Source organism: Xanthomonas translucens pv. undulosa, assembly GCF_017301775.1.
GTDB lineage: Bacteria > Pseudomonadota > Gammaproteobacteria > Xanthomonadales > Xanthomonadaceae > Xanthomonas_A > Xanthomonas_A translucens.
The window spans coordinates 3856904-3877938 of sequence record NZ_CP063993.1 but is presented as its reverse complement, the minus strand read 5'-3'; the positions used below and the strand labels follow the sequence as shown (position 1 = coordinate 3877938).

The window sequence follows — 21035 nt, the reverse complement described above, 5'->3', positions numbered from 1 at the left end:
TCAGCGCTGCACGGTCTCCAGCGTCGCATCGCCACCCAGCGTGCGATACAGCGTCACCCGGTTGACCGCCGCGACCAGCTCGACCGCGACCAGGCTGCGTTGCGCCGCGTAGTAGCTGCGCTGCGCATCGAGATTGGACAGGGACGTCTCGACCCCAACGCGATAGCGCTGCTCGCTGAACTGGTAGGTGCTGGCGGAATCGGCGACCAGGCTTTGTTGCGCGCGCAACTGCGCATCGATGGTGCCGCGCCGCGCCAGCGCATCGGCCACTTCACTGAAGGCGGTCTGCACGGTCTTTTCGTAACTGGCCAGGGCGGCGTCGCGCTGCGCCTCGGTGTACCTCACATTGGCGCGCGCCGCACCGGCATCGAAGATGGCAGCGCTGGCGCCGGCACCCACCGAGCGGTTGAACGCGGCGTGCGCGAACAGCTCGGACAGCGCGGTGCTGGTCAGCCCCAGCAGGCCGGTCAGGCTGATGCGCGGGAACAACGCCGCCCGCGCCGCGCCGATCTGGGCGTTGACCGCGCGCAGTTCGTATTCGGCCTGCACCACGTCGGGGCGGCGCAGCAGAATGCGTGAGTCCAGTCCGGCGGGAAGCTCGCCGATGCGCGCCGCCGCGTCCTGGATCGACTCCGGCAACAGCGCGGAATTGACCGGGCCACCCACCAACAGCTGCAGCGCGTTGATGTCCTGGGCCATCGCCGTGGTCTGCTCGGCCAGGTCCGATTGCGCAGTGTGCAGCACCTGGTTGGCCTGATCCAGATCGGAGTGCGGGGTGATGCCGCCGTCGACCCGCTGCCGGATCAGCGCAACGCTGGCCTCCGCGCTGTGCGCGGTGTCCTGGGCGATCTTCAGCAGACTCCTGTCGCCGGCGTAGGTCAGCCACGCCGTGGCGATATCGCCGACCAGGGTCAGGCGCGTGGCGCGCGCGGCCGACGCCTGTTCCAGATAACGCTGTTGCGCGGCGGCGGTCAGCGCGCGCACCCGCCCGAACAGATCGAGCTCGAATGCGCTGACGCCGATGCCCACCGCGTAGTTGCTCGCATCGCCCTGCGAGCGCGCGTCCGCGCTTGCGTCCTGAGCGCTGGCGGCCAGCGGCGCCGCTCCCTTGCCGCGATAGGAACGCGTGTAGTTCGCGCTAGCGTCGATTTCGGGCAGCAAGGCGGCGCGCTGGATCCGGTATTGCGCCCGCGCCTGGGCGATATCGGCCACGGCGATCCGCAGGTCGCGGTTGTTGTCCAGGGCCTGCGCGATGACGGCCTGCAACCGCGGGTCGCCGAACAGCTGCCGATACGTGAGCGACGGCAGCGCGGCTTCGCGTTGCGCGAGGTAGGCATCGCCTGCCGGCCATGACGGCGGGATCGGCGACGCGGGGCGCACATAGGCCGGCGCCAGGCTGCACGCCGACAGCATGCCGGCGGCGATGAGCGCGACCGCGCGCATCAGGCCGGCTCCGGCAGCGACGGCGCAGGCGGCGGCGCGGTGCCGCCGCGACGCGCGCGGCGGCGCGCGCTCCATTCGGCCATCGCGATATGGAACGCCGGGGTCAGATACAGCGTCAGCGCCTGCGAGAACAGCAGGCCGCCCACCACCGCGATGCCGAGCGGGCGCCTGGCTTCCGCGCCGGCACCGAAGCCCAGCGCGATCGGCAACGAACCCAGCACCGCCGCCAGGGTGGTCATCATGATCGGGCGGAAGCGCACCGTCGCCGCTTCGAGCATGGCCGCACGCGGGCTTTTCCAGCGCGCGTCGCCGGAGCGTTCCAGGTCCAGCGCGTAATCCACCATCATGATGCCGTTCTTCTTGACCAGCCCGACCAGCAGGATGAGTCCGACGAAGCTGAACAAATTGAGCTCCTGGCGGAACAGCACCAGCATCAGGATGGCGCCGAACCCGGCAAGCGGCAGCGAGGTCAGGATGGTGATCGGGTGCAGCGCATTCTCGTACAGGATCGCAAGCACGCCGTAGATCAGCAGCACCGTGATCAGCAACAGCATCGGCAGCGTCTTCAGCGAGTTTTCGAACGCCTGCGCCGAGCCGGCGAACTGGCCGCTGATGGCCCGGGCATCGCCCTTACCCAGCGTCTGCGCCATCAGCGTGCCGATCCCGTTGGCGGCATCGCCCAGCGAGACGCCGGGCGCCAGATTCATCGACAGCGTCACCGCCGGCAGGCCGGCGTAGTGATTGATCGCCACCGGCCCCACCCCCATGCGCACGTCGGCCACCGCGCGCAGCGGCACCATCGGGCCGCCGGCCGCGGTCAGTACCGCGCTGGTGCCGGAACTGCTGTTGGAGGTCTGCGTGCCGATCGCGGTGATGCCCGGGTTCTGGTTGCCGTTGAACGACAACGCATCCAGAGCGTTGAGATCGGCCTGTGCCGATGGCGCGACCTGCAGCAGCACTTCGTACTGGTCGGTGTCGCCATAGATGGTGCTGATCTTGCGGCCGCCGTACGCGCTCTGCAGGGTGTCCTGCAAGCCGGCGGCGGTGACGCCCAGCGCCGCGGCCTGCTCGCGGTGCAGGATCACCTCGATCTGCGGATTCTTGAGCTGCAGGTCGCTTTGCAGATCCTGTACGCCGTCAACCCGCCCGATGTCCTGCAGGATCGCGTCCGACTGCGCGTACAGCGCCTTCTGATCGGTCGACTGCAACACGTACTGCAGCGAGCCGTTGGAGGCCGTCGGCCCCATGTCGATCGCCGGCGGATTGCGCATGTTGAGGGTGATGCCCTGGATCCCGGCCACCTGCTTGCGCACCGCCTGGATGACCTGTTCCGCGGTGCCGCTGCGCTCGGACAGCGGCTTGAGCCCGATCAGCAGGCGCCCGCTGTTGCTGAGCGTGTTGTCCGAGCCGATCACCGACTCCACATTGGCGACGTTCGGATTGCGCTGGATGATCTTCACCACCGCGTTCTGCTTGGCCAGGAAATCGGCGAAGGCGGTGCCTTCGGGGACGCGGGTATCGCCGTCGATCTTGCCCGAATCGACCTGCGGGATGAAGCCCTTCTCGACGATGGCATACATGCCTGCGGTGCACACCAGCGTGGCGATGCCGATCGCGGCCATCAGGCCGATGCGCTGCGTGGACCATTCCAGCGAGCGGGCGTAACCGCGCTCGGAAGCCTCGACCAGCCGATCGAAGCGCTCGAACACCCAGCCCGCACTCTTCTTCGGATCCAGCCAGCGGCTGGCGAGCATGGGCGTGAGGGTCAGCGAGACGATCCCGGACAGGATCACCGCGATCGCGATCACCATGCCGAACTCGGAGAACAGCCGCCCGACCAGCCCGCCCATGAACACGATCGGCAGGAACACCGCCGACAGCGACAGCGTCATCGACAGCACGGTGAAGCCGATCTCCTTGGTCGCGGCGATGGCCGCGTCCATCCGGCTGGCGCCCTGTTCGGCGTGGCGGACGATGTTCTCGATCACCACGATCGCATCGTCGACCACGAAACCGACCGACAGGGTCAGCGCCAGCATTGAAATGTTGTCGAGGCTGAAATGCAGCAGGCGCATCACCGCGAAGGTACCGATCAACGAGGTCGGCAGCGCCAGGGCGACGATCAGCGTCGCCATCCAGCTCCTGAGGAACAGCAGGATCACCACGATCACCAGCAGCAGCGAGCCGAGCAGCGTCCACTCGACGTCCTCCACCGACGCGCCGATATAGTCGCCACGGTCGTAGAGCACGTCGAGTTGGGCATCGCCGGGCAGCTGCGCGCGGATCGCGGGCAGCGCCGCCTGGATGCCACGGGTCACCGCCAGCGTGTTGGCGCCCGGCTGGCGATGGATGTTGATCTCGATCGCGCGCTGGCCGTTGAGATAGGCCGCGGTCTGCAGGTTCTCGACGCTGTCCTGGGCATGGCCGATGTCGCGAAAGCGCACCGGCGCGCCGTCCGCATAGGACAGCACCATGTTGTCGAAGTCGGCCGCGCGCTTGAGCTGGCCGTCGGCGCGGACGGTGTAGGAACGCGCCCGCCCCATCAGCGTTCCCGCCGGCGCGTTGCTGTTGCCCGCCTGCACCGCGGAAACGATCTGGTCGAAGCCCATGTGGTGGGCGGCGAGCAGGTACGGATTGACAAACAGGCGCACCGCATACTTCTGCGCGCCGTTGACGTCGATCTGTCCTGCGCCCGGCACCGACGCCAGGCGCAACGCCACGCGATCCTTGGCGAACTGGTTGAGCAGCGGCAGCGCGATCGTCTTCGAGCGCACGATCAGATGCATGATCGGGGCCGCGCTGGGATCCTCCTTCTGGATCTGCGCCGGGTTGATTTCGCGCGGCAGCAGGCCGGCCGCCTGCGACACCGCGTTCTGCACATCCTGCGCCGCCGCATCGACATTGCGGCTCAACGCGAACTGCAGGACGACGCGCGTGCTGCCGACGCTGCTGGTCGAGCTCATCGTCTCCAGCCCCGGCAAGCCGCTGAACTGGCGTTCCAGCGGCGTGGCCACTGCCGCGGCCATGGTCTCGGGATTGGCCCCCGGCAGCGACATGTTGACGGTGATGGTCGGGAAGCTGACGTCGGGCAGCTCGCTCACCGGCAGGGCGAAATACGCCATGCCGCCGGCCAGCACCAGGGCGATCATCAACACCGACGTCATCACCACGCGGCGGATGAACACGGCCGATAGATTCACGCGTGCTGCCCGGTGGCCGCCGCGCCTTGTCTGGCAGGCAGGTCGTTCGATTGCACCGCCGCGCCATCGCGCAGTTCGTTGGGAACGGTCAGGATGACGGTATCGCCCTTGCGCAAGCCCTTGCTGATCACCGCCTGCCCATCGACCATCCGCGCCACGGTCAACGGCCGCGCCATCGCCCGCCCGTTCACCACGCAGTACACATACGGACCCTGCTGCCCCTGCTGCAGCGCGCCTTCGGGGACGGACAGGGTCTGCGGATCCTCCGCCAGGATCACCCGGACGCTGACGAACTGTCCGGGCCACAGCGTCGCGCCGGCATTGGCGAACCGCGCGCGCAGTTCCAGCGTGCCGCTACTGCTGTCGAATGCGTTATCGAGAAACGCCAGCCGGCCGCGGTCGAGCACGCTGGCGCTCACCGCATCCAGCGCCAGCACCGTCAGTCCAAGGCCATCGCGTCCTGCGCGTGCCGCGCGCACCGCATCGACCTGCACGTGAGCGAGCGCGAAGCGCACGTCGATGGGCGCGTTCACGTTGATCGTCAGCAGGGCCGTGCTGGAACCGCTCGACACCAGATTGCCCGGCTTGACCCCGATGGCGCCGGCGCGGCCGTCGATGGGCGCGCGAATCTCGGTGTAGGCCAGCGACAGCCGGGTCTGCTCGACCTGGGCCAGATCGACCGCGACGGTCCCGCGCAGCGAGCGCAGCGTGTCGGCCGCGGTGATGTAGGTCTTCGGATCCACCGCGCCGGTCTTGGACAGCTTGCTGTAGCGCGCTTCCGTGTCGGCCGCATCCGCGGCGAGCGCCTGGTCGCGCGCCAGGGCGGCGCGGGCCTGCGCCAGCGTGGCGCGCAGCGGCCGCGGGTCGATGGTGAACAGCAGTTGCCCGGCGCGGACCTGTTCGCCGTCGTGGATCAGCACCGACTGCAGCACGCCGTCGGTCTGCGGCCGGACATCGACGTTGTGCGGCGACACGATGATGCCGGAGGTTTCGATGATGTCCGGCACCGTGTGCGGCGCCACCGTGATCGTCTGCACCCGCAACGGCTCGGGCGCTGGTGTCGGCTGACGGCGATGTCCGATCCAGTAACAGATGCCGACGATCACCAGGCACAGCGCGGCCAGTCCCGACAGGACCGCCATCCGCCCCGCGCCGCGCTCGGCGCGGGCCATGGCCGGCCCGCCTGCGCCCTGGCCGCTGGCGGGCATCGCCGCGCCGGGATCGCGGCAGCCGGCGCGCGTGGCGGGAAGTCCCGCGCCGGCATCGGGGTGCCGCCCAGGAAACCACTCATTGTTCTGGCTTTGCATACCGTTGCGTCCGCACTTGTGATGAATGACCATGCCGCGACACCAGGAGCTGTGTGCGCACGCAACGGCATGACGTCTGCCTATGAGACTACAGGCGCGGTCACGGTATCGTGATAGGACGCCGATTGCAGCAGGCGACGACGCAAGTCCCGGACGCTACGGCAGACGATCACCCTGAGACGGTGCGGGCCGCCGCCGCGACGCCCCGCTCGGCCGGATGCTGCAGCGGCGGGAGCGCCGCTGCGGCTGGGCGCGGATGTGCGGCTGCGCCAGCGCCGTTCATCCGGCATTTCCGCTTGCCCGGGGCCAACGTGATGCAGTGGCGGCCGCTCCAGCGCCTGGTGCGCGAGCGGAAGTTGCGGCACAGCGCCCACTTGGCGTTGCAACGCAGCGCCTGCGACGTCGCGCTGCGCCAGCGGTTCGCACGCCCTTGTCCTGACGCCGAGGGTTCCGCACCGGCCGACCACGGCCCGCTGCGTTGCGACGATCGCGCAACCTCGCGCGCACTGGCAACGGCTACAATCGGCTCATGCGCGTCTTCCTCCAGCAACGTCCCGGCGGCAACGAGCCGCCCCGCTACATCCAGCTGACCCTGCAACCGGACCTGTTCGGCGGCTGGGAGCTGTTGCGCGAGACCGGCCAGATCGGCGGCCGCGCGCAGCTCAAGCGCGAGCAATACCTGCTGCAGGACGCCGCCCACGCCGCCTTCGAGAAAGCCCGCGATGCGCAACTCAAGCGCGGCTTCCAGGTCATGTTCACCCGCGGCGCCGACGCCCCGCGCTAAGGAAACCCCCATGCTCAAGAACGACCGTCTGCTGCGCGCCCTGCGCCGCGAACCCGTGGACCAGACCCCCGTGTGGCTGATGCGCCAGGCTGGGCGCTACCTGCCCGAGTACCGTGCCACCCGCGCACGCGCCGGCAGCTTCCTGGCCATGGCCAAGAACCCTGAACTGGCCTGCGAAGTGACCCTGCAGCCGCTGGCGCGGTTCCCGCTGGACGCGGCGATCCTGTTCTCCGACATCCTCACCATCCCCGATGCGATGGGCCTGGAGTTGTATTTCGTCGAAGGCGAGGGTCCGAAGTTCAAGCACCCGGTGCGCGACGCGGCGGCGATCGCCCGGCTCGGCGTGCCGGACATGGAGACCGAACTGCGCTACGTGATGGATGCGGTGCGGGTGATCCGCCGCGAACTGGACGGCAGCGTGCCGCTGATCGGCTTCTCCGGCAGTCCGTGGACGCTGGCCTGCTACATGGTCGAGGGCGGCGGCAGCGACAACTATGCGCGGATCAAGGCCATGGCCCTGAACGACCCGGCGGCGCTGCACCAGTTGCTGTCGGTCAACACCGATGCGGTGATCGCCTACCTGGCGGCGCAGCGCGCGGCCGGCGCGCAGGCGCTGCAGGTGTTCGACACCTGGGGCGGCGTGCTCAGCCCGGCGATGTACCGCGAATTCTCGCTGCCCTACCTGCGGCGCATCGCCCGCGAACTGCCGCGCGGCGACGGCGCCGAGCGCACCCCGCTGATTCTGTTCGGCAAGGGCAACGCGCCATACCTGGAAGAGCTGGCCGCCTCCGGCGCCGAAGGCCTGGGCGTGGACTGGACCGTCGACCTGGCCGAGGCCGCGCGCCGCACCGGCGGCCGCGTGGCGCTGCAGGGCAACCTGGACCCGGCCACGCTGTACGGCGCGCCGGCGGCGATCGAGCGCGAGGTGCAGCGCGTGCTGCGCAGCTACGCCGACGGCAATGGCTCGGCGGACGGCCACGTGTTCAACCTCGGCCATGGGCTGTCGCCGGACATGCAACCCGAGCACGTCGGCGCGCTGGTCGCCGCGGTGCAGGCGCACAGTCGCCGCACGCAGGCATAGCCCCGCGCAGCAAACCGTCGCAACACGCGCTCCCGCCATCACGCAGTCGGGACTGAAGCCCCTCCCACAGTGCACCCGGCCAGCGCGCCGCAAGTCCCTGTAGGAGCGGCTTCAGCCGCGACGAACGAAGCGGTGGACGCAACCGGTTCGAACAGCGTCGGTACTGAAGCCCTCCACACGAACCACGACAGCATGTCGCGCGCGATGCCTTGATCCACCATCGCGGCCGGGCTGCAGCATGCGCAGCGCACCACAACCGCCCGCTGCTGCACGGCGCCTCGACGCGCTCTGCGCGATCCTGTCCGCCCTTCGCGTCGCCGTGCGTGCCGATGTCCGCGCCTTCTTCCGATCCGATCGCCGTTCCGACATACCGTAGTTTCCGGCCGCTGCTGTGGCTGGTGTCGCTGGCCATTTTCATGCAGATGCTGGATGCGACCATCGTCAACACCGCGTTGCCGGCGATGGCGCTTAGCCTGGGCGAGAGCCCGCTGCAGATGCAGTCGGTGGTGTTCAGCTATGCGTTGGCGGTGGCGATGTTCATCCCCGCCTCGGGCTGGATCGCAGACCGCTACGGCACGCGCCGCACCTTCCTGACCGCGATCGTGCTGTTCACCCTCGGCTCGCTGCTGTGCGCGGCCGCGCCACGCCTGCCCTACCTGGTCGCCGCGCGCGTGCTGCAGGGCATCGGCGGGGCGATGCTGCTGCCGGTCGGACGCCTGTCGGTGATGCGTTCGGTGTCGCGCGCGCAGTTCCTCAACGCGATGAGCTTCATCGCGATCCCGGCGCTGATCGGGCCGCTGGTCGGGCCGACCCTCGGCGGCTGGCTGGTGCAGGTGGCCTCGTGGCACTGGGTGTTCTTGATCAACCTACCGATCGGCGCGCTCGGCTTCGTGGCGGCACTGAAGGTGATGCCGGATTTCCATGGCGAGCAGCGCACCCGCTTCGACCTGATCGGCTATGCGATGCTGGCGTTCGGCATGATCGCGCTGTCGCTGGCGCTGGACGGGATCTCCGAGCTGGGCCTGCGCCATGCGTGCGTGATGCTGCTGGCCATCGCCGGCCTGGCCGCGCTGATCGGCTACTGGCTGCACGCGGCCAATGCACCGGCAGCGCTGTTCCCGCTGCATCTGTTCAAGGTGATCAGCTTCCGCATCGGCATCCTCGGCAACCTGTTCGCGCGCGTGGGCAGCGGCAGCATGCCGTTGCTGATCCCGCTGCTGCTGCAGGTCGGCCTGGGCATGAGCCCAATGCGCGCGGGCCTGATGATGATCCCGGTGGCGCTGGCCGGCATGGCCTCAAAGCGCGCAGCGGTGAAGCTGGTGCAGCGCTGCGGCTACCGGCGGGTGCTGATGATCAACACGGTACTGGTCGGCCTGGCGATGGCCAGCTTCGTGCTGTTCGACACCGGCCAGCCGCTGGGCTGGCGGCTACTGCAGCTGGCGCTGTTCGGCGCGGTCAACTCGTTGCAGTTCACGGTCATGAACACGGTGACGCTACGCGACCTGGACAGCGACCAGGCCAGCGCCGGCAACAGTCTGCTGTCGATGGTGATGATGCTGGCGACCGGCTTCGGCGCCGCCGCCGCGGGCAGCCTGCTGGCGGCGTTCAACGACCACCTCGGCGACAGCCACGGCGCCACTGCCGCGCTGCACGCGACCTTCGTCTGCGTCGGCGCGATCACCCTGACCTCGACCCTGATCTTCTGGCAGTTGCCGGACAGCCGGCCGCATCCGGACAAGCAGGTGGAGGAAGTGGCGGAGTAGCCGGGACTGGGGACTGGGGACTGGGGACTCGGGACTCGCGGGGAGCACCGCGGCGGCAGCTCTACGCAGTCCGTCAAACGATCAGCTGCGACATCACGCTTTTTTGAGTCCCGAGTCCCGAGTCCGGCTACCGAGTCCCGAGTCCCGGCTCCACCACCGCCTCGATCGCCTCGGCCAGCATGTCCCCCGTCACCGGCTTGCGCAGGAAGCCGTCGAAGCCGGCCGCGCGCGCCTGCGGTTCGGCATCGGCGTCGGCACGTGCGGTGACCGCGATCAGCGGCATCTCGTAGCCGAACACGCGCAGCTGCCGCGCCAGCGCCAGGCCGTCCAGGCCTGGCAGGTCCAGGTCCAGCAAGGCCACGTCGAAGCGGGCGCCGGCCGCTTCGGTCAGCGCCGCCAGAGCGTGCGCGGCATGGGTGATGTGGTGCCCGCGCGCGCAGAGCAGGCCGCTGACGACCTCGGCGACGGTGGGGTCGTCCTCGACCAGCAGGATGCGCAGCGGCTGCGTCGGCGCCTGCGTATCGCGCTCGCCGCGGGTGCCGGCGGGCAGCGCTTCCGGGATCCACGGCAGCAGCAGGTCGACGATGAAGCGGGTGCCGACGCCGAGCTTGCTGTGCAACTCCACGCGCCCGCCCATCGCCACCGCCAGTTCCTGGCAGATCGCCAGACCCAGGCCGCTACCGCCGTAGCGCGCGGCGGTGCGCGCGCCGTCGGCCTGCTCGAAGCGCTGGAACAGCCGCGCCTGCTGTTCGACATTGATCCCGGGACCGGTGTCGGCGACTTCGAAACGCACGACCTGGCGATCGTGCAGCGGCGCCACGCGCAAGGTCACGCTACCGTGATCGGTGAACTTGATCGCGTTGTTGAGCAGGTTCAGCAGGATCTGCCGCACCCGCGTCGCATCGCCGTTGGCAGTCACCGCGGCCGGCATGGCGTTGTCCAGCGCGAACGCCAGGCCGCGGCTGTGCACCATCGGCGCCATCATCGCCTCCAGTTCGACGATCAGCTGGCCCAGGTCGAACGGCTGCTGGTCCAGTTCCAGGCGGCCGGCCTCGATCCGCGCCAGGTCCAGCGCGTCGTTTACCAGGCGCAGCAGGTGCGCGCCGGCGCGGCGGATCGAGTCGGTATAGCCGCGCTGCTTGGGATCCAGCGGCGTGGCCAGCAGCAGTTCGCTCATGCCCAGCACGCCGGTCATCGGCGTGCGCACCTCGTGCCCGAGCGTGGCCAGGAAGCGGGTCTTGGCCAGCGAGGCCTGCTCGGCCAGCTCCTGCTTGTGCAGGGCCAGCTGCCACGCGTTGCGCCGACGCAGGCGGCGCCGGTACAGGTAGGAGGCCCGCCACAGCGCCAGCACGGCCAGCACGGCCAGCATGGCCAGGCCCCAGGGGCTGCGCCACCACGGCGGCAGCACGCGGAAGCGAAGCGCGATGACCTTCGACCACACTTTGTCGGCGGTGCGCGCTTGCATTTCCAGGGTGTAGTGGCCGGACGGCAAGTGCGAGAACAGGCGCTCGCCGCTGGCGCCGACATCCACCCAGTCCGGGTCGTAGCCGCTGAGCCGGAACCGGTAGGTGTTGGCGTCGGTATCGGAGAACGACAACAGGCGCGCGACCACATGCAGGTCGCGGTCGCCTTCCTGCAGCACGATGCTGCCGGCATGCAGCAGATCCAGCGCGCGCTCGCCGCGGCGCACGCCGATGCGCTCGATCACCAGCGGCGGCTGCCGCCGCGACGGCACCACCTGCGACGGCTCGAACAGCACCATCCCGTCCGGGGTGCCACCGAGGATCTGCCCGCTGCGCGCCTGGATCAGGGTCTGGGCGCGGAATTCCTGGTTGGGCAGGCCGTCGTGCACGCTGTAGGAGCGGATCGCCTTGCTCGCCGGATCGACCCGGATCAGGCCGCGCACGCTGCTCAACCAGGCCACGCCGCTGGCATCGACCACGATGCCGTTCGGCGCCAGCGACGGCAACTCCTGCTCGGCATCGATGCGGTCGAGCAGGTTCAGCCGCTCGCCGTCCCACAGATAACGTTCCAGGCGGCCGAGGCTGGCCAGCCACACCACATTGCCATCGGTGATGGTGAAGGCGCTCAGCGGCCGCTCCGGGGCGCCCGGCACCGGCACGAAACGCGCGCGGGCCGGGTCCCAGGCCAGCATGCCATGCTGGCCGAGCAACCAGGGCTGGCCCAGCGGGCCGGGCCGCGCAGCGTCCACGGTCAACTCCATCGGCAATCCGTCGGCGCCAGGGGCGATATTGCGCAACACGTGCCCTTCCAGGTCGCGGACCTGCGCGCCACCGATCTCGCCGAACAACCACACGCGCTCGTCGCTGCTGACCATCATTTGATACATGTAGCCGGGCATCGGCGCATCGGCTCCGTCCTGCTTGCCCCAGCGCCGCACCTCGCCGCTGACCGGGTCGTAGCGCAACAGCCCCGCCAGCGCCGCCACCCAGACCCGGCCCTGGCCGTCCTCGACTAGCGCGAGCGACCAGTCGCGCCCGAACAGCGCGGTGATGTGGTGGCGCACCACACCGGTGCCAGGATCCAGCTTGTCCAGCACGCCGCGCGTGCCCGCCAACCACACCTCGCCATCGCGCGAGGCGGCGGTCGCCATCACGTAGGGATTGCCCATCGAGTCCGGATCGTCGACCCGATACGACAGCACCGAGAACTGCCGCCAGTTGGCCGGCAGATACCACAGGCCGGCGTTGAAGCTGGCGAACCACAGATCGCCTTCGCGGCCCTCGAACGCCAGCGACCAATTGGGCTTGACCAACCCGTGCGCGGAATTGCTGTACAGAGGCACGTTGAGGATATGCCCGGCATCGCCCTCGCGGCCAAGGCCGTCCATGGTGTCGAACCAGCGATTGCCGTGGCGGTCGTGGACCAGCATCCCCAGCACGTTCTCGCTCGGCATGTTGCGCCAGTACGGCGCCACCGCGCTGCCGTCGGCGCGCAGCAGGCGCGTACCGCCCTGGCTGGTCACCCACACGCTGCCGTCGCGCTCGGGAGTCAGCCCCTGCACCTCCAGACGCGGCAGCGCCGACGCCGGCAAGCGCTCGAAATCGTGCCCGGTCCAGCGCGCCAGGCCACCGCGCGTGCCCACCCACAGCGTGCCGTCGGGCGTGGTCGCCAGCGAGATCACCACCGGCGACGGCAGGCTGCGCTCGTCGCCCGGCATCGGCATGTAGCGGCTCAGTTTGCCGTCCGCCTGCAGCCGGTGAAGGCCGCCGTTGGCGGTGCCGAACCAGATGCTGCCGTCGGGGGTGGAGGTGATCGCCCAGACCGTGGCGCCGCCGATCTGCGGATAGTTGCTGCGGTCGTAGTAGCGGAACGTGCGCCGGTCCGCCGAGAGCATGCCCAGGCCGGCATTCTGAGTGCCGAACCACACCCGGTTCTGCGCATCGACATGCACGGTCCAGATCTTGTTGTCGCGCAGCCCGTCCTCGATCCGCCAGATGCGGTAGCCGCGCCCATCGAAGCGCGCCAGGCCGTCGCTGCTGGCCAGCCACAGGTAGCCGAGCCGGTCTTCGGCAAAACCGTTGATGCTGTTGGACGGCAAGCCGTCGGCCACGGTCAGCTGGCGCGGCTGCGGGGTCGGCGGCACCGCCGCCACGGCAAGCGCCGACCACAGCAGCAGCAGCCATCCCAAGATCCTTCTGGACCGCATCGTCATCTCCCTGTGCATGGACGCCGGGTCTGCCAACGTCCGCCGCCATCGTCGGCGATAAGCGCCGCCGCTGGCAACCGACGGGTGGTGGGGTGTGGGACTCGGGACTCGAAAAGCGGCGCAGGCGTTGCCTGCGAATCCGCTGCAGCCCTTACGCTTTCCGGGTCCCCAGTCCCGAGTCCCGAGTCCCGGCCTCCACATCCATCACTCTCCAAATCGCCTCAGCCAACATGTCGCCAGTGACAGGCTTACGCACGAAGCCGGCCAAACCGGCCGCCTTGGCCGCGGCCTCGGCCTCGCCGTCGGAACGTGCGGTGACCGCGACCAGTGGGAAGTCGTAGCCGAGCGCGCGCAGCTGCCGCGCAAGCGCCAGGCCGTCGAGCGCCGGCAGGTCCAGGTCGAGCAGGCCCAGGTCGAAGGTAGCCTGGCTGACCTCGGTCAGCGCTTCCAGGCCATGCGCGGCGCAGGCCACGTAGTGGCCGCGGCTGCGCAGCAGTTCGGCCATCACCTGGGCCACGGTGGGTTCGTCCTCGACCAGCAGGATCCGCAGCGGCGCCTGCACCCGCGCCGGCAGCGGCACCACCGTCAGCGCCTCGGCAGGCCGCAGCTGCCAGCGCAGCGGCAGCGTCACCCGGAAGCGCGCGCCATGCCCGAGCCGGCTGTCCACCTGGATGCGCCCGCCCATCGCCATCGCCAGTTCCTGGCTGATCGCCAGGCCCAGCCCGCTGCCGCCGTAGCGGGCGGCGGTGCGCGGGCCTTCGCCCTGTTCGAAGCGCTGGAACAGCCGCGCCTGCTGCTCGGCGCTCATGCCCGGGCCGGTGTCGGCGACCTCCACGCAAAGCCCGTGCCCGCTCTGCAGCGGCGACAGGTGCAGCGTGACCGAGCCGCTGGCGGTGAACTTGATCGCATTGCCGACCAGATTGAGCAGGATCTGCCGCACCCGCACCGCGTCGCCGTTGACGGTCACCGTACCCGGCAAGGTGTCGTGGCATTCGAAGCGCAGCCCGCGCGCCTGCGCCAGCGGCGCCATCAGGTTCACCACGTCGGCGATCAGCGCCTGCAGCGCGAACGGCTGAAGGTCGAGCTGCAGGCGCCCGGCCTCGATCCGCGCCAGGTCCAGCGCGTCGTTGACCAGATGAAGCAGATGCGTGCCGGCACGGCGGATCGATTCGGTATAGCCGCGCTGTTTCGGATCCAGCGGCGTGGCCAGCAGCAGTTCGCTCATGCCGAGCACGCCGGTCATTGGCGTGCGCACCTCGTGCCCGAGCGTGGCCAGGAAACGCGTCTTGGCCAGCGAGGCCTGCTCGGCCACTTCCTGCTTGTGCAGCGCCAGCTGCCAGGCATGCTGGCGGCGCAAGCGACGGCGGTAGGCGCGCAGCGACAGCAGCACCAGCAAGGCGCCGGCGGCAAGCAGCCCGGTGATGCCCCAGACGCTGCGCCACCACGGCGGATACACCCGGAACGGCAGCCGCAGCGTCGGCGACCAGGCGCCGTTGCGGGTGCGCGCCTGGACCTCGAGCACATGCGCGCCAGCCGGCAGCTGCGGCAGCATGCGCTCGCCGGCGGCACCGACCGCGACCCAGTCGCGGTCGTAGCCGGACAGGCGGAAGCGGTAGCCGATGCCCTCCGGATCGACGAACGAGAGCAGCCGCGCCACCACGCGCAGGTCGCGGTCGTCCGGCTGCAGGGCGAAACCGCCGCTTACCGGCAGCGCCAGCAGGCGCTCGCCGCGGCGCACCTGCACGCTCTCCACGCTCAGCGCCAGCGGCACCGACGGCGGGTCCGGCAGGCGCGTGTCCAGCAAGGCCACGCTGCCGTCGGCGGTGGCCGCCAGCAACACCCCGTCGGCCGCCATCAGCAGCCCGCGCTTGACCACTTCCTGGCTGCTCAGGCCATCGCGCGCGCCGAACGCGCGCACCGCCGGCAGGTGCCGCGGATCGATCCGGAACAGGCCGCGGCGCGTGCCCAGCCAGGCGCGCCCCTGCTGATCGACGACCAGGCCCTGCGACTCGGTCGCCGGCACGCCCTCGGCGGCCGCATAGCGCTGCAGCTGCCGCCAATGCCCGCCCTCGCGGCGCCACAGCTCGAGGCCGGACAGGCGATGCAGCCACAGGGTCTGCGCATCGGCGAAGGCGAACGACTGCACCCGTTCGCCATCGAACTCCGGCGGGGCGCGAAACTTCCCGGCAGCGGCGTCCCAGTAGTGCAAGTGCTCGGCGGCCAGCCACGGCGTGCCGTCCGGCGCCAGATCGAACGCGGCGATATCGGCGGCGGCGGCCAAGCCGCGCTGCGGACCGTGGATGTTGTCCAGCACGTGGCCGTCGGCGAGCGAACGCACCTGCACGCCGAAGATGGGCACGGCCACCCACAGGCTGCCGTCGGCCCGCTCGCGCAGCCAGACGCTACCGCCGATTTCGGGGGTCGGGTCGCGCGCCGACTTGCGGCTCCATCTCTGCAACGCGCCAGCGCCGGCCGGTCTGCGCAACAGCGTGCCGTTGCTGCCCAGCCACAGCATGCCGGCGGCGTCATGCAGCACCGACATCAAGCGGGTGCCGAGCAGGCCGGAGGCCCATGCCGGTTTGCTCAGCTCGCCGCTGGACGGTTGCAACCGGTAAACGTTGCCGCCGGCCCCGGTCAGCCATGCCCCGCCATCGCGGGCCGGCGCCAGGCCCGCGTACAGGTCCGGCGCCAGGCCGTGCGACGGCCCCAGCACCGCCAGCCGCCGCCAGTCCGGACGCAGGTAGCCCAGGCCGCGAGTCGGCAACGACACCCATAGCCCGCCTTCCTTGTCGCGCAGCATGCTCGCCACCACGTTGGCGCCGGACACCGCCGCCTCGCCTTCGCTGATGTGGCGCAACGCACCGTCGGCCGGCTTGTGCCACAGGCCCTGGCCGTTGCCCAGCCAGTAACCGCCGCTGCCGTCCTCGGCCATGCACAGCACCCCGCCCGGCAGTGCGCCGGTCCAATCGGCACGCTGCCAACGCCCGTCGTGACCGAGCCGGTACAAGTCCATGTTGATGCCGACCCAGATCCCGTCGGACAGCGCGACCAGCGCCGACAGCCGCTGCTGCGTGCCATCGCTACCGGGCAGCCGATAGGCGCTGGCGCGGGTGCCGTCGTAGCGGACCAGGCCCTTGATGGTGCCGACCCACAGCACCCCGGAGCGATCGAACGCCAGGCCAGAAACCGCGCTGTCGAGCATCGCATCGACCTCGCCGTCGCCGGCCTGGATGCGCTGCACGCGCCCGTCCGGCGGCAGCCGATACAGGCCGCCGGCATAGGTGCCGAACACGATCTCGTCGCCACGGCTGGTGATCGCGAACACATCGTCGCTGCGCATCGCCGGTTGCGTGGCCATGTTGAAATGGCGGAAGCCGCGGCGCCCGGCGTCGAGCACGCTCAGGCCGCCGCCTTCGCAGGCCACCCACACCCGGTTGCGCGCATCGATGTGCAATTCCTGCACGTTGTTGCAGCGCAGGGACTGCGGATCGTCCGGATCGTGGCGCCAGATGAGGAATTCGCGCCCGTCGTAGCGGGCCAGGCCGTCACCACTGGCGATCCACAGGTAGCCGTCGCGGTCCAGGCTCAGCCGCGAGATCTCGCTGGACGGCAACCCGTGCTCGGCGCCCAGCACGCGGAACTGCGGCAGTTCCGGCACCGTCGCCAGCGCGCTGGCGCAGCAGCCGGCCAGCACCAGCAGCCAGGCGAGCATCCAGCCGCGGCGCAGGCGTCGAGGACGTGGGATTTGCATCGACATCGGCTCCAGCGGCAGTGAACGATCGGCGGCGGATGAACACCGGCGCACTGCCGGGGCCGGCCGCATCAAGGCGGCCGCTCCGTGCCGCCTTGATGCGGCAGCGTTCTTATACAGCGGGGGGCGGCAAAATCCCACCCGCCGCGCGGCGCAACGCACCATTGCACGGCACGCAGGCGCAAGCGCGGCGGACTGCGCCTAGAATCCGGCCTACACCTTCTTCATGGCCGACCCATGCTCCAGCGCTGCCTGCTCGCCCTGCTGCTGACCCTGCCGACCGCCGCGCTGGCGGCCCCGGCGCAGTACGCGCTGGACCCGGTGCACACCCGCGTGCTGTTCGCGATCGAACACGCCGGTTTCTCCAAGGCGCTGGGCACCGTGTCCGGCAGCAGCGGCACGCTGCTGTTCGATCCGGACGACTGGCGCAGCGCGCGGCTGGACGCGCGGGTCCCGCTGCAGCGGCTGGACCTGGGCGACGCCAAGTGGAACCGCGCCGCGCTGGCGCACAACCTCGTCGACGGCGAGCATTTCCCGGAGGGGCGCTTCGTCTCCACCCGGATCGAGCCGATCGACGCCACCCACGCCAAGGTGTTCGGCACGCTGACCCTGCACGGGGTTAGCCGCGAGATTGCGCTGGACGTGACCCTCAACGCGCTGAAGCGGCATCCGCTGCCACCGTTCCGCCGCACCGTGGGCTTTTCCGCCACCACCACGCTGCAGCGCGCCGATTTCGGCATCGCCGCCTGGCCGTCGGTGATCGGCGCCACGGTCGAATTGCGCATCGAGGCCGAGGCGACCCGCGCCGGCAGTGCCAATGCCGACCCGTCGCCGGCGGATGCCCCCGCCGCCGACACCCCCGACCCCAGCGCCAGCCAGGACGCCACGCCATGACCGCCAGGAACACCGCCGAGCGCTGGGGCAGCATCAGCCAGACCCTGCATTGGCTGATCGCCGCCTTGATCCTGCTGCTGGGCGTGGTCGGCCTGACCATGGGCGAGCTGCCGAAGACGCCCAAGTACTTCTGGGTCTACACCGCGCACAAGTCGCTCGGCCTGACCGTGCTGGCGCTGGTGATCGCGCGCCTGGGCTGGCGCCTGTATGCCGGCGCGCCCAAGCCGGTGCCGGGCACACCGAGCTGGCAGGAGCGCATCGCCCGCGCCACCCATGTGCTGCTGTACGTGCTGATCTTCGCTATGCCGCTGTCCGGCTGGCTGTACGACTCCAGCAGCGGCCTGCGCCCGTTCCGCTGGTTCGGCCTGGTCGCTGTGCCCAAGCTCAGCGCTCCGAACGAGCAGCTGCGCGACCTGTCGCACGCCACCCACGAATGGGGCTTCTGGATCCTGATCGCAGTGGTGCTGGCGCATGCCGGCGCCGCCTTCTACCACCACCTGTTGCAACGCGATGCCACCCTGGCGCGGATGTTGCCGCGCGGCTGGCTGAGCCCCAAATCCTGAGGAGTTCCAGCATGTCGTCCCGTTTCGCCTCCCCCGCCGCCGTCGCCGCCAGCCTGGTGGCGATGCTCGCCGCCCCCGCCTTCGCCGCCGACTACGTGCAGGCGCCGGGTTCGAGCCTGGTGTTCGCCAGCAAGTACGACGGCGAAGTGTTCACCGGCCAGTTCCCCGGCTTCGACACCAAGCTCAGCTTCGACCCAGCCAACCTGGCCAGCGCCAGGCTCGACGTGGCGATCCCGCTGGCCGGCGCCAAGAGCGGCAATGCCGACCGCGACTCCACCTTGCAGGGGCCGGACTTCTTCGACGTGGCCAAGTTCGCCACCGCCCACTACCGCGCCGACAAGTTCCGTGCGCTCGGCAACAACCAGTACGCCGCCGACGGCACACTGGAACTGCGCGGCGTGTCTAAGCCGGTGACCCTGACCTTCACCTGGACCGCGGGCGCGCAGCCGGTGCTGGCCGGCAAGGCGCTGGTCAAGCGCCTGGACTTCGGCGTCGGCGGCGGCGACTGGGCCGACACCAAGACCATCCCCAACGAAACCGCGATCAGCACCAAAGTGGTGTTCAAGGCGAAGTGATTCGCCACAGGCCGCAGCGGCACGCGGCCACTGGGCGGCGGATTCCCTCCTCGGGTCCGCCCGTTTTTTTTGCCTGGATGGGCACGGCGGCGGCGATCAATCCTGCCGTGCCAACCAGTCCGCCACCCGACGCACATCGAACGGCCACCCCAGCTCGCGCCCGCCGGCGTCGCGCAGCACCGGCACGCGCTCGCCATAGCGCGCCTCCAATGCCGCATCGCCATCGATGAACACGCTTTGCAGGTCGCCCACGCGCGCCTGCGCCAGCACCGTCAGCGCCTGGTCGCACAGCTGGCAGTCGTCGCGCTGGTACAGGGTCAGGGACATGGCCGCGGCTCCGATGCTGCGCTGCGGGCGTCCGCACTGCGCCAGGGGGATAGAATAGATGGTCTTTGGCCTTCCACCTCTGCGGCACGTATGGCTGTCAGCATCTTCGACCTGTTCAAGATCGGCATCGGCCCGAGCTCCTCGCATACCGTGGGGCCGATGCGTGCGGCCGAGCGCTTCGTGCACCGCTGGCTGCTGGATCCGGGCCGGCTCGGCGAGGTGGTGCGGATCCGCGCCGAGGTGTTCGGCTCGCTGGCGCTGACCGGGCGCGGCCACGGCACCGACAAGGCGCTGCTGCTGGGCCTGGAAGGCCAGCGCCCGAACCTGATCGACCCGGACATCATTCCCGGCACGCTGGAGCGCATCCGCAGCAGCAAGCGCATCAATCTGATGGGCCAACACAGCATCGCCTTCGACGAGAAGCGCGACCTGGCGCTGAACAAGCGCCAGAAGCTGCCGTACCACACAAACGGCATGCGCTTTACCGCCTACGCCGCAGACGATGAGGTGATCGCCACGCGCGACTACTACTCGGTCGGCGGCGGCTTCGTGGTCAACCAGGACGACGCCGCCGACGACCGCATCGTCGCCGACGAAACGCCGCTGCCCTACCCGTTCAAGAGCGGCGACGAACTGCTGGCGCAGGCTGCGCGCAGCGGCCTGAGCATCGCCGCGCTGATGTTAGAGAACGAGAAATGCTGGCGCAGCGAGAACGAGATCCGCGCCGGCCTGCGCGAACTGTGGAACGCGATGCAGGCCTGCGTGGCGCGCGGCATTCGCGAGGAAGGCACCCTGCCCGGCGGCCTCAACGTATCGCGGCGCGCGCCTGCGCTGTACCGCGAACTGTCGTCCAAGCCGGAAGCGGCGATGCGCGATCCGCTGACCACGCTGGACTGGGTCAACCTGTACGCGCTGGCGGTCAACGAAGAGAACGCCGCCGGCGGGCGCGTGGTCACCGCACCGACCAACGGCGCGGCCGGGATCATTCCCTCGGTGCTGCACTACTTCGACCGTTTCTGCCCGGGCAGCGACGAACAGCGCATCTTCGATTTCCTGCTGACCGCCGCGGCGATCGGCATCCTGTACAAGGAAAACGCCTCCATCTCCGGCGCCGAAGTCGGCTGCCAGGGCGAAGTCGGGGTGGCCTGCTCAATGGCTGCCGGCGGCCTGGTCGCCGCGCTCGGCGGCAAGCCGGGGCAGATCGAGAACGCCGCCGAGATCGGCATGGAGCACAACCTCGGCCTGACCTGCGACCCGATCGGCGGCCTGGTGCAGATCCCGTGCATCGAGCGCAACGCGATGGGCGCGGTAAAGGCGATCAACGCCAGCCGCATGGCCATGCGCGGCGACGGCAAGCACAAGGTATCGCTGGACAAGGTGATCCGGACCATGCGCGACACCGGCCGCGACATGCAGGACAAGTACAAGGAAACCAGCCGCGGCGGGCTCGCGGTGAACGTGATCGAGTGCTGAGCTGATGCCGCACGCGTGTCCTGCCTGTCCGAACGGAGCGCGCCGCTGCGGCGCATGCGCGGGCCATGACGGCGCACCCCGCAGGTGGGACCTGCCTGGATGACAGGCCTTGCGGCTGTCGCGATCGCCGACGCCGCGCAGGCCTTTGTTGCGATGCGGATAAAGATCGGCGCGCCTGCGCCGATAGCAACGTCGACGATACGC

General features: G+C 69.9%; 13 protein-coding genes. 7 read left to right on the top strand and 6 right to left on the bottom strand.

Annotated elements, in window-relative coordinates:
• The 3 genes from ISN38_RS16390 to ISN38_RS16380 are packed head-to-tail and all read right to left on the bottom strand — an operon-like array spanning nucleotide 1 to nucleotide 5815.
• Complete coding sequence (locus ISN38_RS16390; protein ID WP_068814064.1) at nucleotides 1-1443, bottom strand: efflux transporter outer membrane subunit; 1443 nt, start codon at nucleotides 1441-1443, stop codon at nucleotides 1-3.
• A complete protein-coding gene (locus ISN38_RS16385) occupies nucleotides 1443-4643 on the bottom strand; it encodes an efflux RND transporter permease subunit (RefSeq protein WP_003471684.1) in 3201 nt (1066 codons plus the stop codon). Before ISN38_RS16385 ends, ISN38_RS16390 begins: the two co-directional genes overlap by 1 nt.
• Entirely contained in the window at nucleotides 4640-5815 is a 1176-nt protein-coding gene (locus ISN38_RS16380; protein ID WP_003471686.1) for an efflux RND transporter periplasmic adaptor subunit, read from the bottom strand. The genes ISN38_RS16385 and ISN38_RS16380 overlap by 4 nt, the downstream gene beginning before the upstream one ends.
• 664 nt (nucleotides 5816-6479) lie before the next feature.
• On the opposite strand from ISN38_RS16380, the gene ISN38_RS16375 reads away from it, so the two are divergent.
• From ISN38_RS16375 to mdtD, 3 genes are all read left to right on the top strand, one after another.
• The gene (locus ISN38_RS16375) at nucleotides 6480-6734 is read left to right on the top strand and encodes a WGR domain-containing protein (RefSeq protein ID WP_003471688.1); all 255 of its coding nucleotides are present in this window, start codon (nucleotides 6480-6482) and stop codon (nucleotides 6732-6734) included.
• 10 nt (nucleotides 6735-6744) lie between these two features.
• Complete coding sequence (gene hemE / locus ISN38_RS16370) at nucleotides 6745-7815, top strand: uroporphyrinogen decarboxylase (RefSeq protein ID WP_003471690.1); 1071 nt, start codon at nucleotides 6745-6747, stop codon at nucleotides 7813-7815.
• 329 nt (nucleotides 7816-8144) lie between these two features.
• Nucleotides 8145-9578 (top strand): multidrug transporter subunit MdtD, encoded by a 1434-nt coding sequence (gene mdtD, locus ISN38_RS16365; RefSeq protein WP_003471691.1) that lies wholly within the window; start codon nucleotides 8145-8147, stop codon nucleotides 9576-9578.
• Between the two features lie 127 nt (nucleotides 9579-9705).
• Here mdtD and ISN38_RS16360 read toward each other — a convergent pair whose 3' ends face one another.
• Both ISN38_RS16360 and ISN38_RS16355 read right to left on the bottom strand, forming a co-directional pair.
• Entirely contained in the window at nucleotides 9706-13254 is a 3549-nt protein-coding gene (locus ISN38_RS16360; RefSeq protein WP_038239380.1) for a hybrid sensor histidine kinase/response regulator, read from the bottom strand.
• A gap of 145 nt (nucleotides 13255-13399) precedes the next feature.
• Nucleotides 13400-16999 carry a hybrid sensor histidine kinase/response regulator gene (locus ISN38_RS16355; RefSeq protein WP_058361387.1) on the bottom strand — a complete coding sequence of 1200 codons (3600 nt, stop codon included), beginning with the start codon at nucleotides 16997-16999 and terminating at the stop codon, nucleotides 13400-13402.
• A 237-nt stretch (nucleotides 17000-17236) separates the two neighbouring features.
• Here ISN38_RS16355 and ISN38_RS16350 point away from each other — a divergent pair, with 237 nt between their 5' ends.
• The 3 genes from ISN38_RS16350 to ISN38_RS16340 are packed head-to-tail and all read left to right on the top strand — an operon-like array spanning nucleotide 17237 to nucleotide 19031.
• Nucleotides 17237-17893 (top strand): YceI family protein, encoded by a 657-nt coding sequence (locus tag ISN38_RS16350; protein WP_003471697.1) that lies wholly within the window; start codon nucleotides 17237-17239, stop codon nucleotides 17891-17893.
• Complete coding sequence (locus ISN38_RS16345; RefSeq protein WP_003471699.1) at nucleotides 17890-18456, top strand: cytochrome b; 567 nt, start codon at nucleotides 17890-17892, stop codon at nucleotides 18454-18456. Before ISN38_RS16350 ends, ISN38_RS16345 begins: the two co-directional genes overlap by 4 nt.
• Nucleotides 18457-18467: 11 nt before the next feature.
• On the top strand, nucleotides 18468-19031 hold the full coding sequence (locus tag ISN38_RS16340; protein WP_003471701.1) for a YceI family protein: 564 nt from the start codon (nucleotides 18468-18470) through the stop codon (nucleotides 19029-19031).
• 96 nt (nucleotides 19032-19127) lie between these two features.
• On the opposite strand, the gene ISN38_RS16335 is transcribed toward ISN38_RS16340, so the two are convergent.
• Nucleotides 19128-19358 carry a glutaredoxin family protein gene (locus ISN38_RS16335; RefSeq protein WP_003471703.1) on the bottom strand — a complete coding sequence of 77 codons (231 nt, stop codon included), beginning with the start codon at nucleotides 19356-19358 and terminating at the stop codon, nucleotides 19128-19130.
• A 90-nt stretch (nucleotides 19359-19448) separates the two neighbouring features.
• On the opposite strand from ISN38_RS16335, the gene ISN38_RS16330 reads away from it, so the two are divergent.
• The gene (locus ISN38_RS16330; protein ID WP_003471704.1) at nucleotides 19449-20831 is read left to right on the top strand and encodes an L-serine ammonia-lyase; all 1383 of its coding nucleotides are present in this window, start codon (nucleotides 19449-19451) and stop codon (nucleotides 20829-20831) included.
• Nucleotides 20832-21035 lie beyond the last annotated feature (204 nt).

Excerpts from the sequence above, each read along its gene's own strand:
- ISN38_RS16390 (WP_068814064.1), bottom strand. The coding sequence starts at position 1,443 with ATGCGCGCGGTCGCGCTCATCGCCGCCGGCATGCTGTCGGCGTGCAGC.
- ISN38_RS16380 (WP_003471686.1), bottom strand. The coding sequence starts at position 5,815 with ATGGCCCGCGCCGAGCGCGGCGCGGGGCGGATGGCGGTCCTGTCGGGA.
- ISN38_RS16375 (WP_003471688.1), top strand. The coding sequence starts at position 6,480 with ATGCGCGTCTTCCTCCAGCAACGTCCCGGCGGCAACGAGCCGCCCCGC.
- hemE (WP_003471690.1), top strand. The coding sequence starts at position 6,745 with ATGCTCAAGAACGACCGTCTGCTGCGCGCCCTGCGCCGCGAACCCGTG.
- mdtD (WP_003471691.1), top strand. The coding sequence starts at position 8,145 with ATGTCCGCGCCTTCTTCCGATCCGATCGCCGTTCCGACATACCGTAGT.
- ISN38_RS16360 (WP_038239380.1), bottom strand. The coding sequence starts at position 13,254 with ATGACGATGCGGTCCAGAAGGATCTTGGGATGGCTGCTGCTGCTGTGG.
- ISN38_RS16355 (WP_058361387.1), bottom strand. The coding sequence starts at position 16,999 with ATGCAAATCCCACGTCCTCGACGCCTGCGCCGCGGCTGGATGCTCGCC.
- ISN38_RS16350 (WP_003471697.1), top strand. The coding sequence starts at position 17,237 with ATGCTCCAGCGCTGCCTGCTCGCCCTGCTGCTGACCCTGCCGACCGCC.
- ISN38_RS16345 (WP_003471699.1), top strand. The coding sequence starts at position 17,890 with ATGACCGCCAGGAACACCGCCGAGCGCTGGGGCAGCATCAGCCAGACC.
- ISN38_RS16340 (WP_003471701.1), top strand. The coding sequence starts at position 18,468 with ATGTCGTCCCGTTTCGCCTCCCCCGCCGCCGTCGCCGCCAGCCTGGTG.
- ISN38_RS16335 (WP_003471703.1), bottom strand. The coding sequence starts at position 19,358 with ATGTCCCTGACCCTGTACCAGCGCGACGACTGCCAGCTGTGCGACCAG.
- ISN38_RS16330 (WP_003471704.1), top strand. The coding sequence starts at position 19,449 with ATGGCTGTCAGCATCTTCGACCTGTTCAAGATCGGCATCGGCCCGAGC.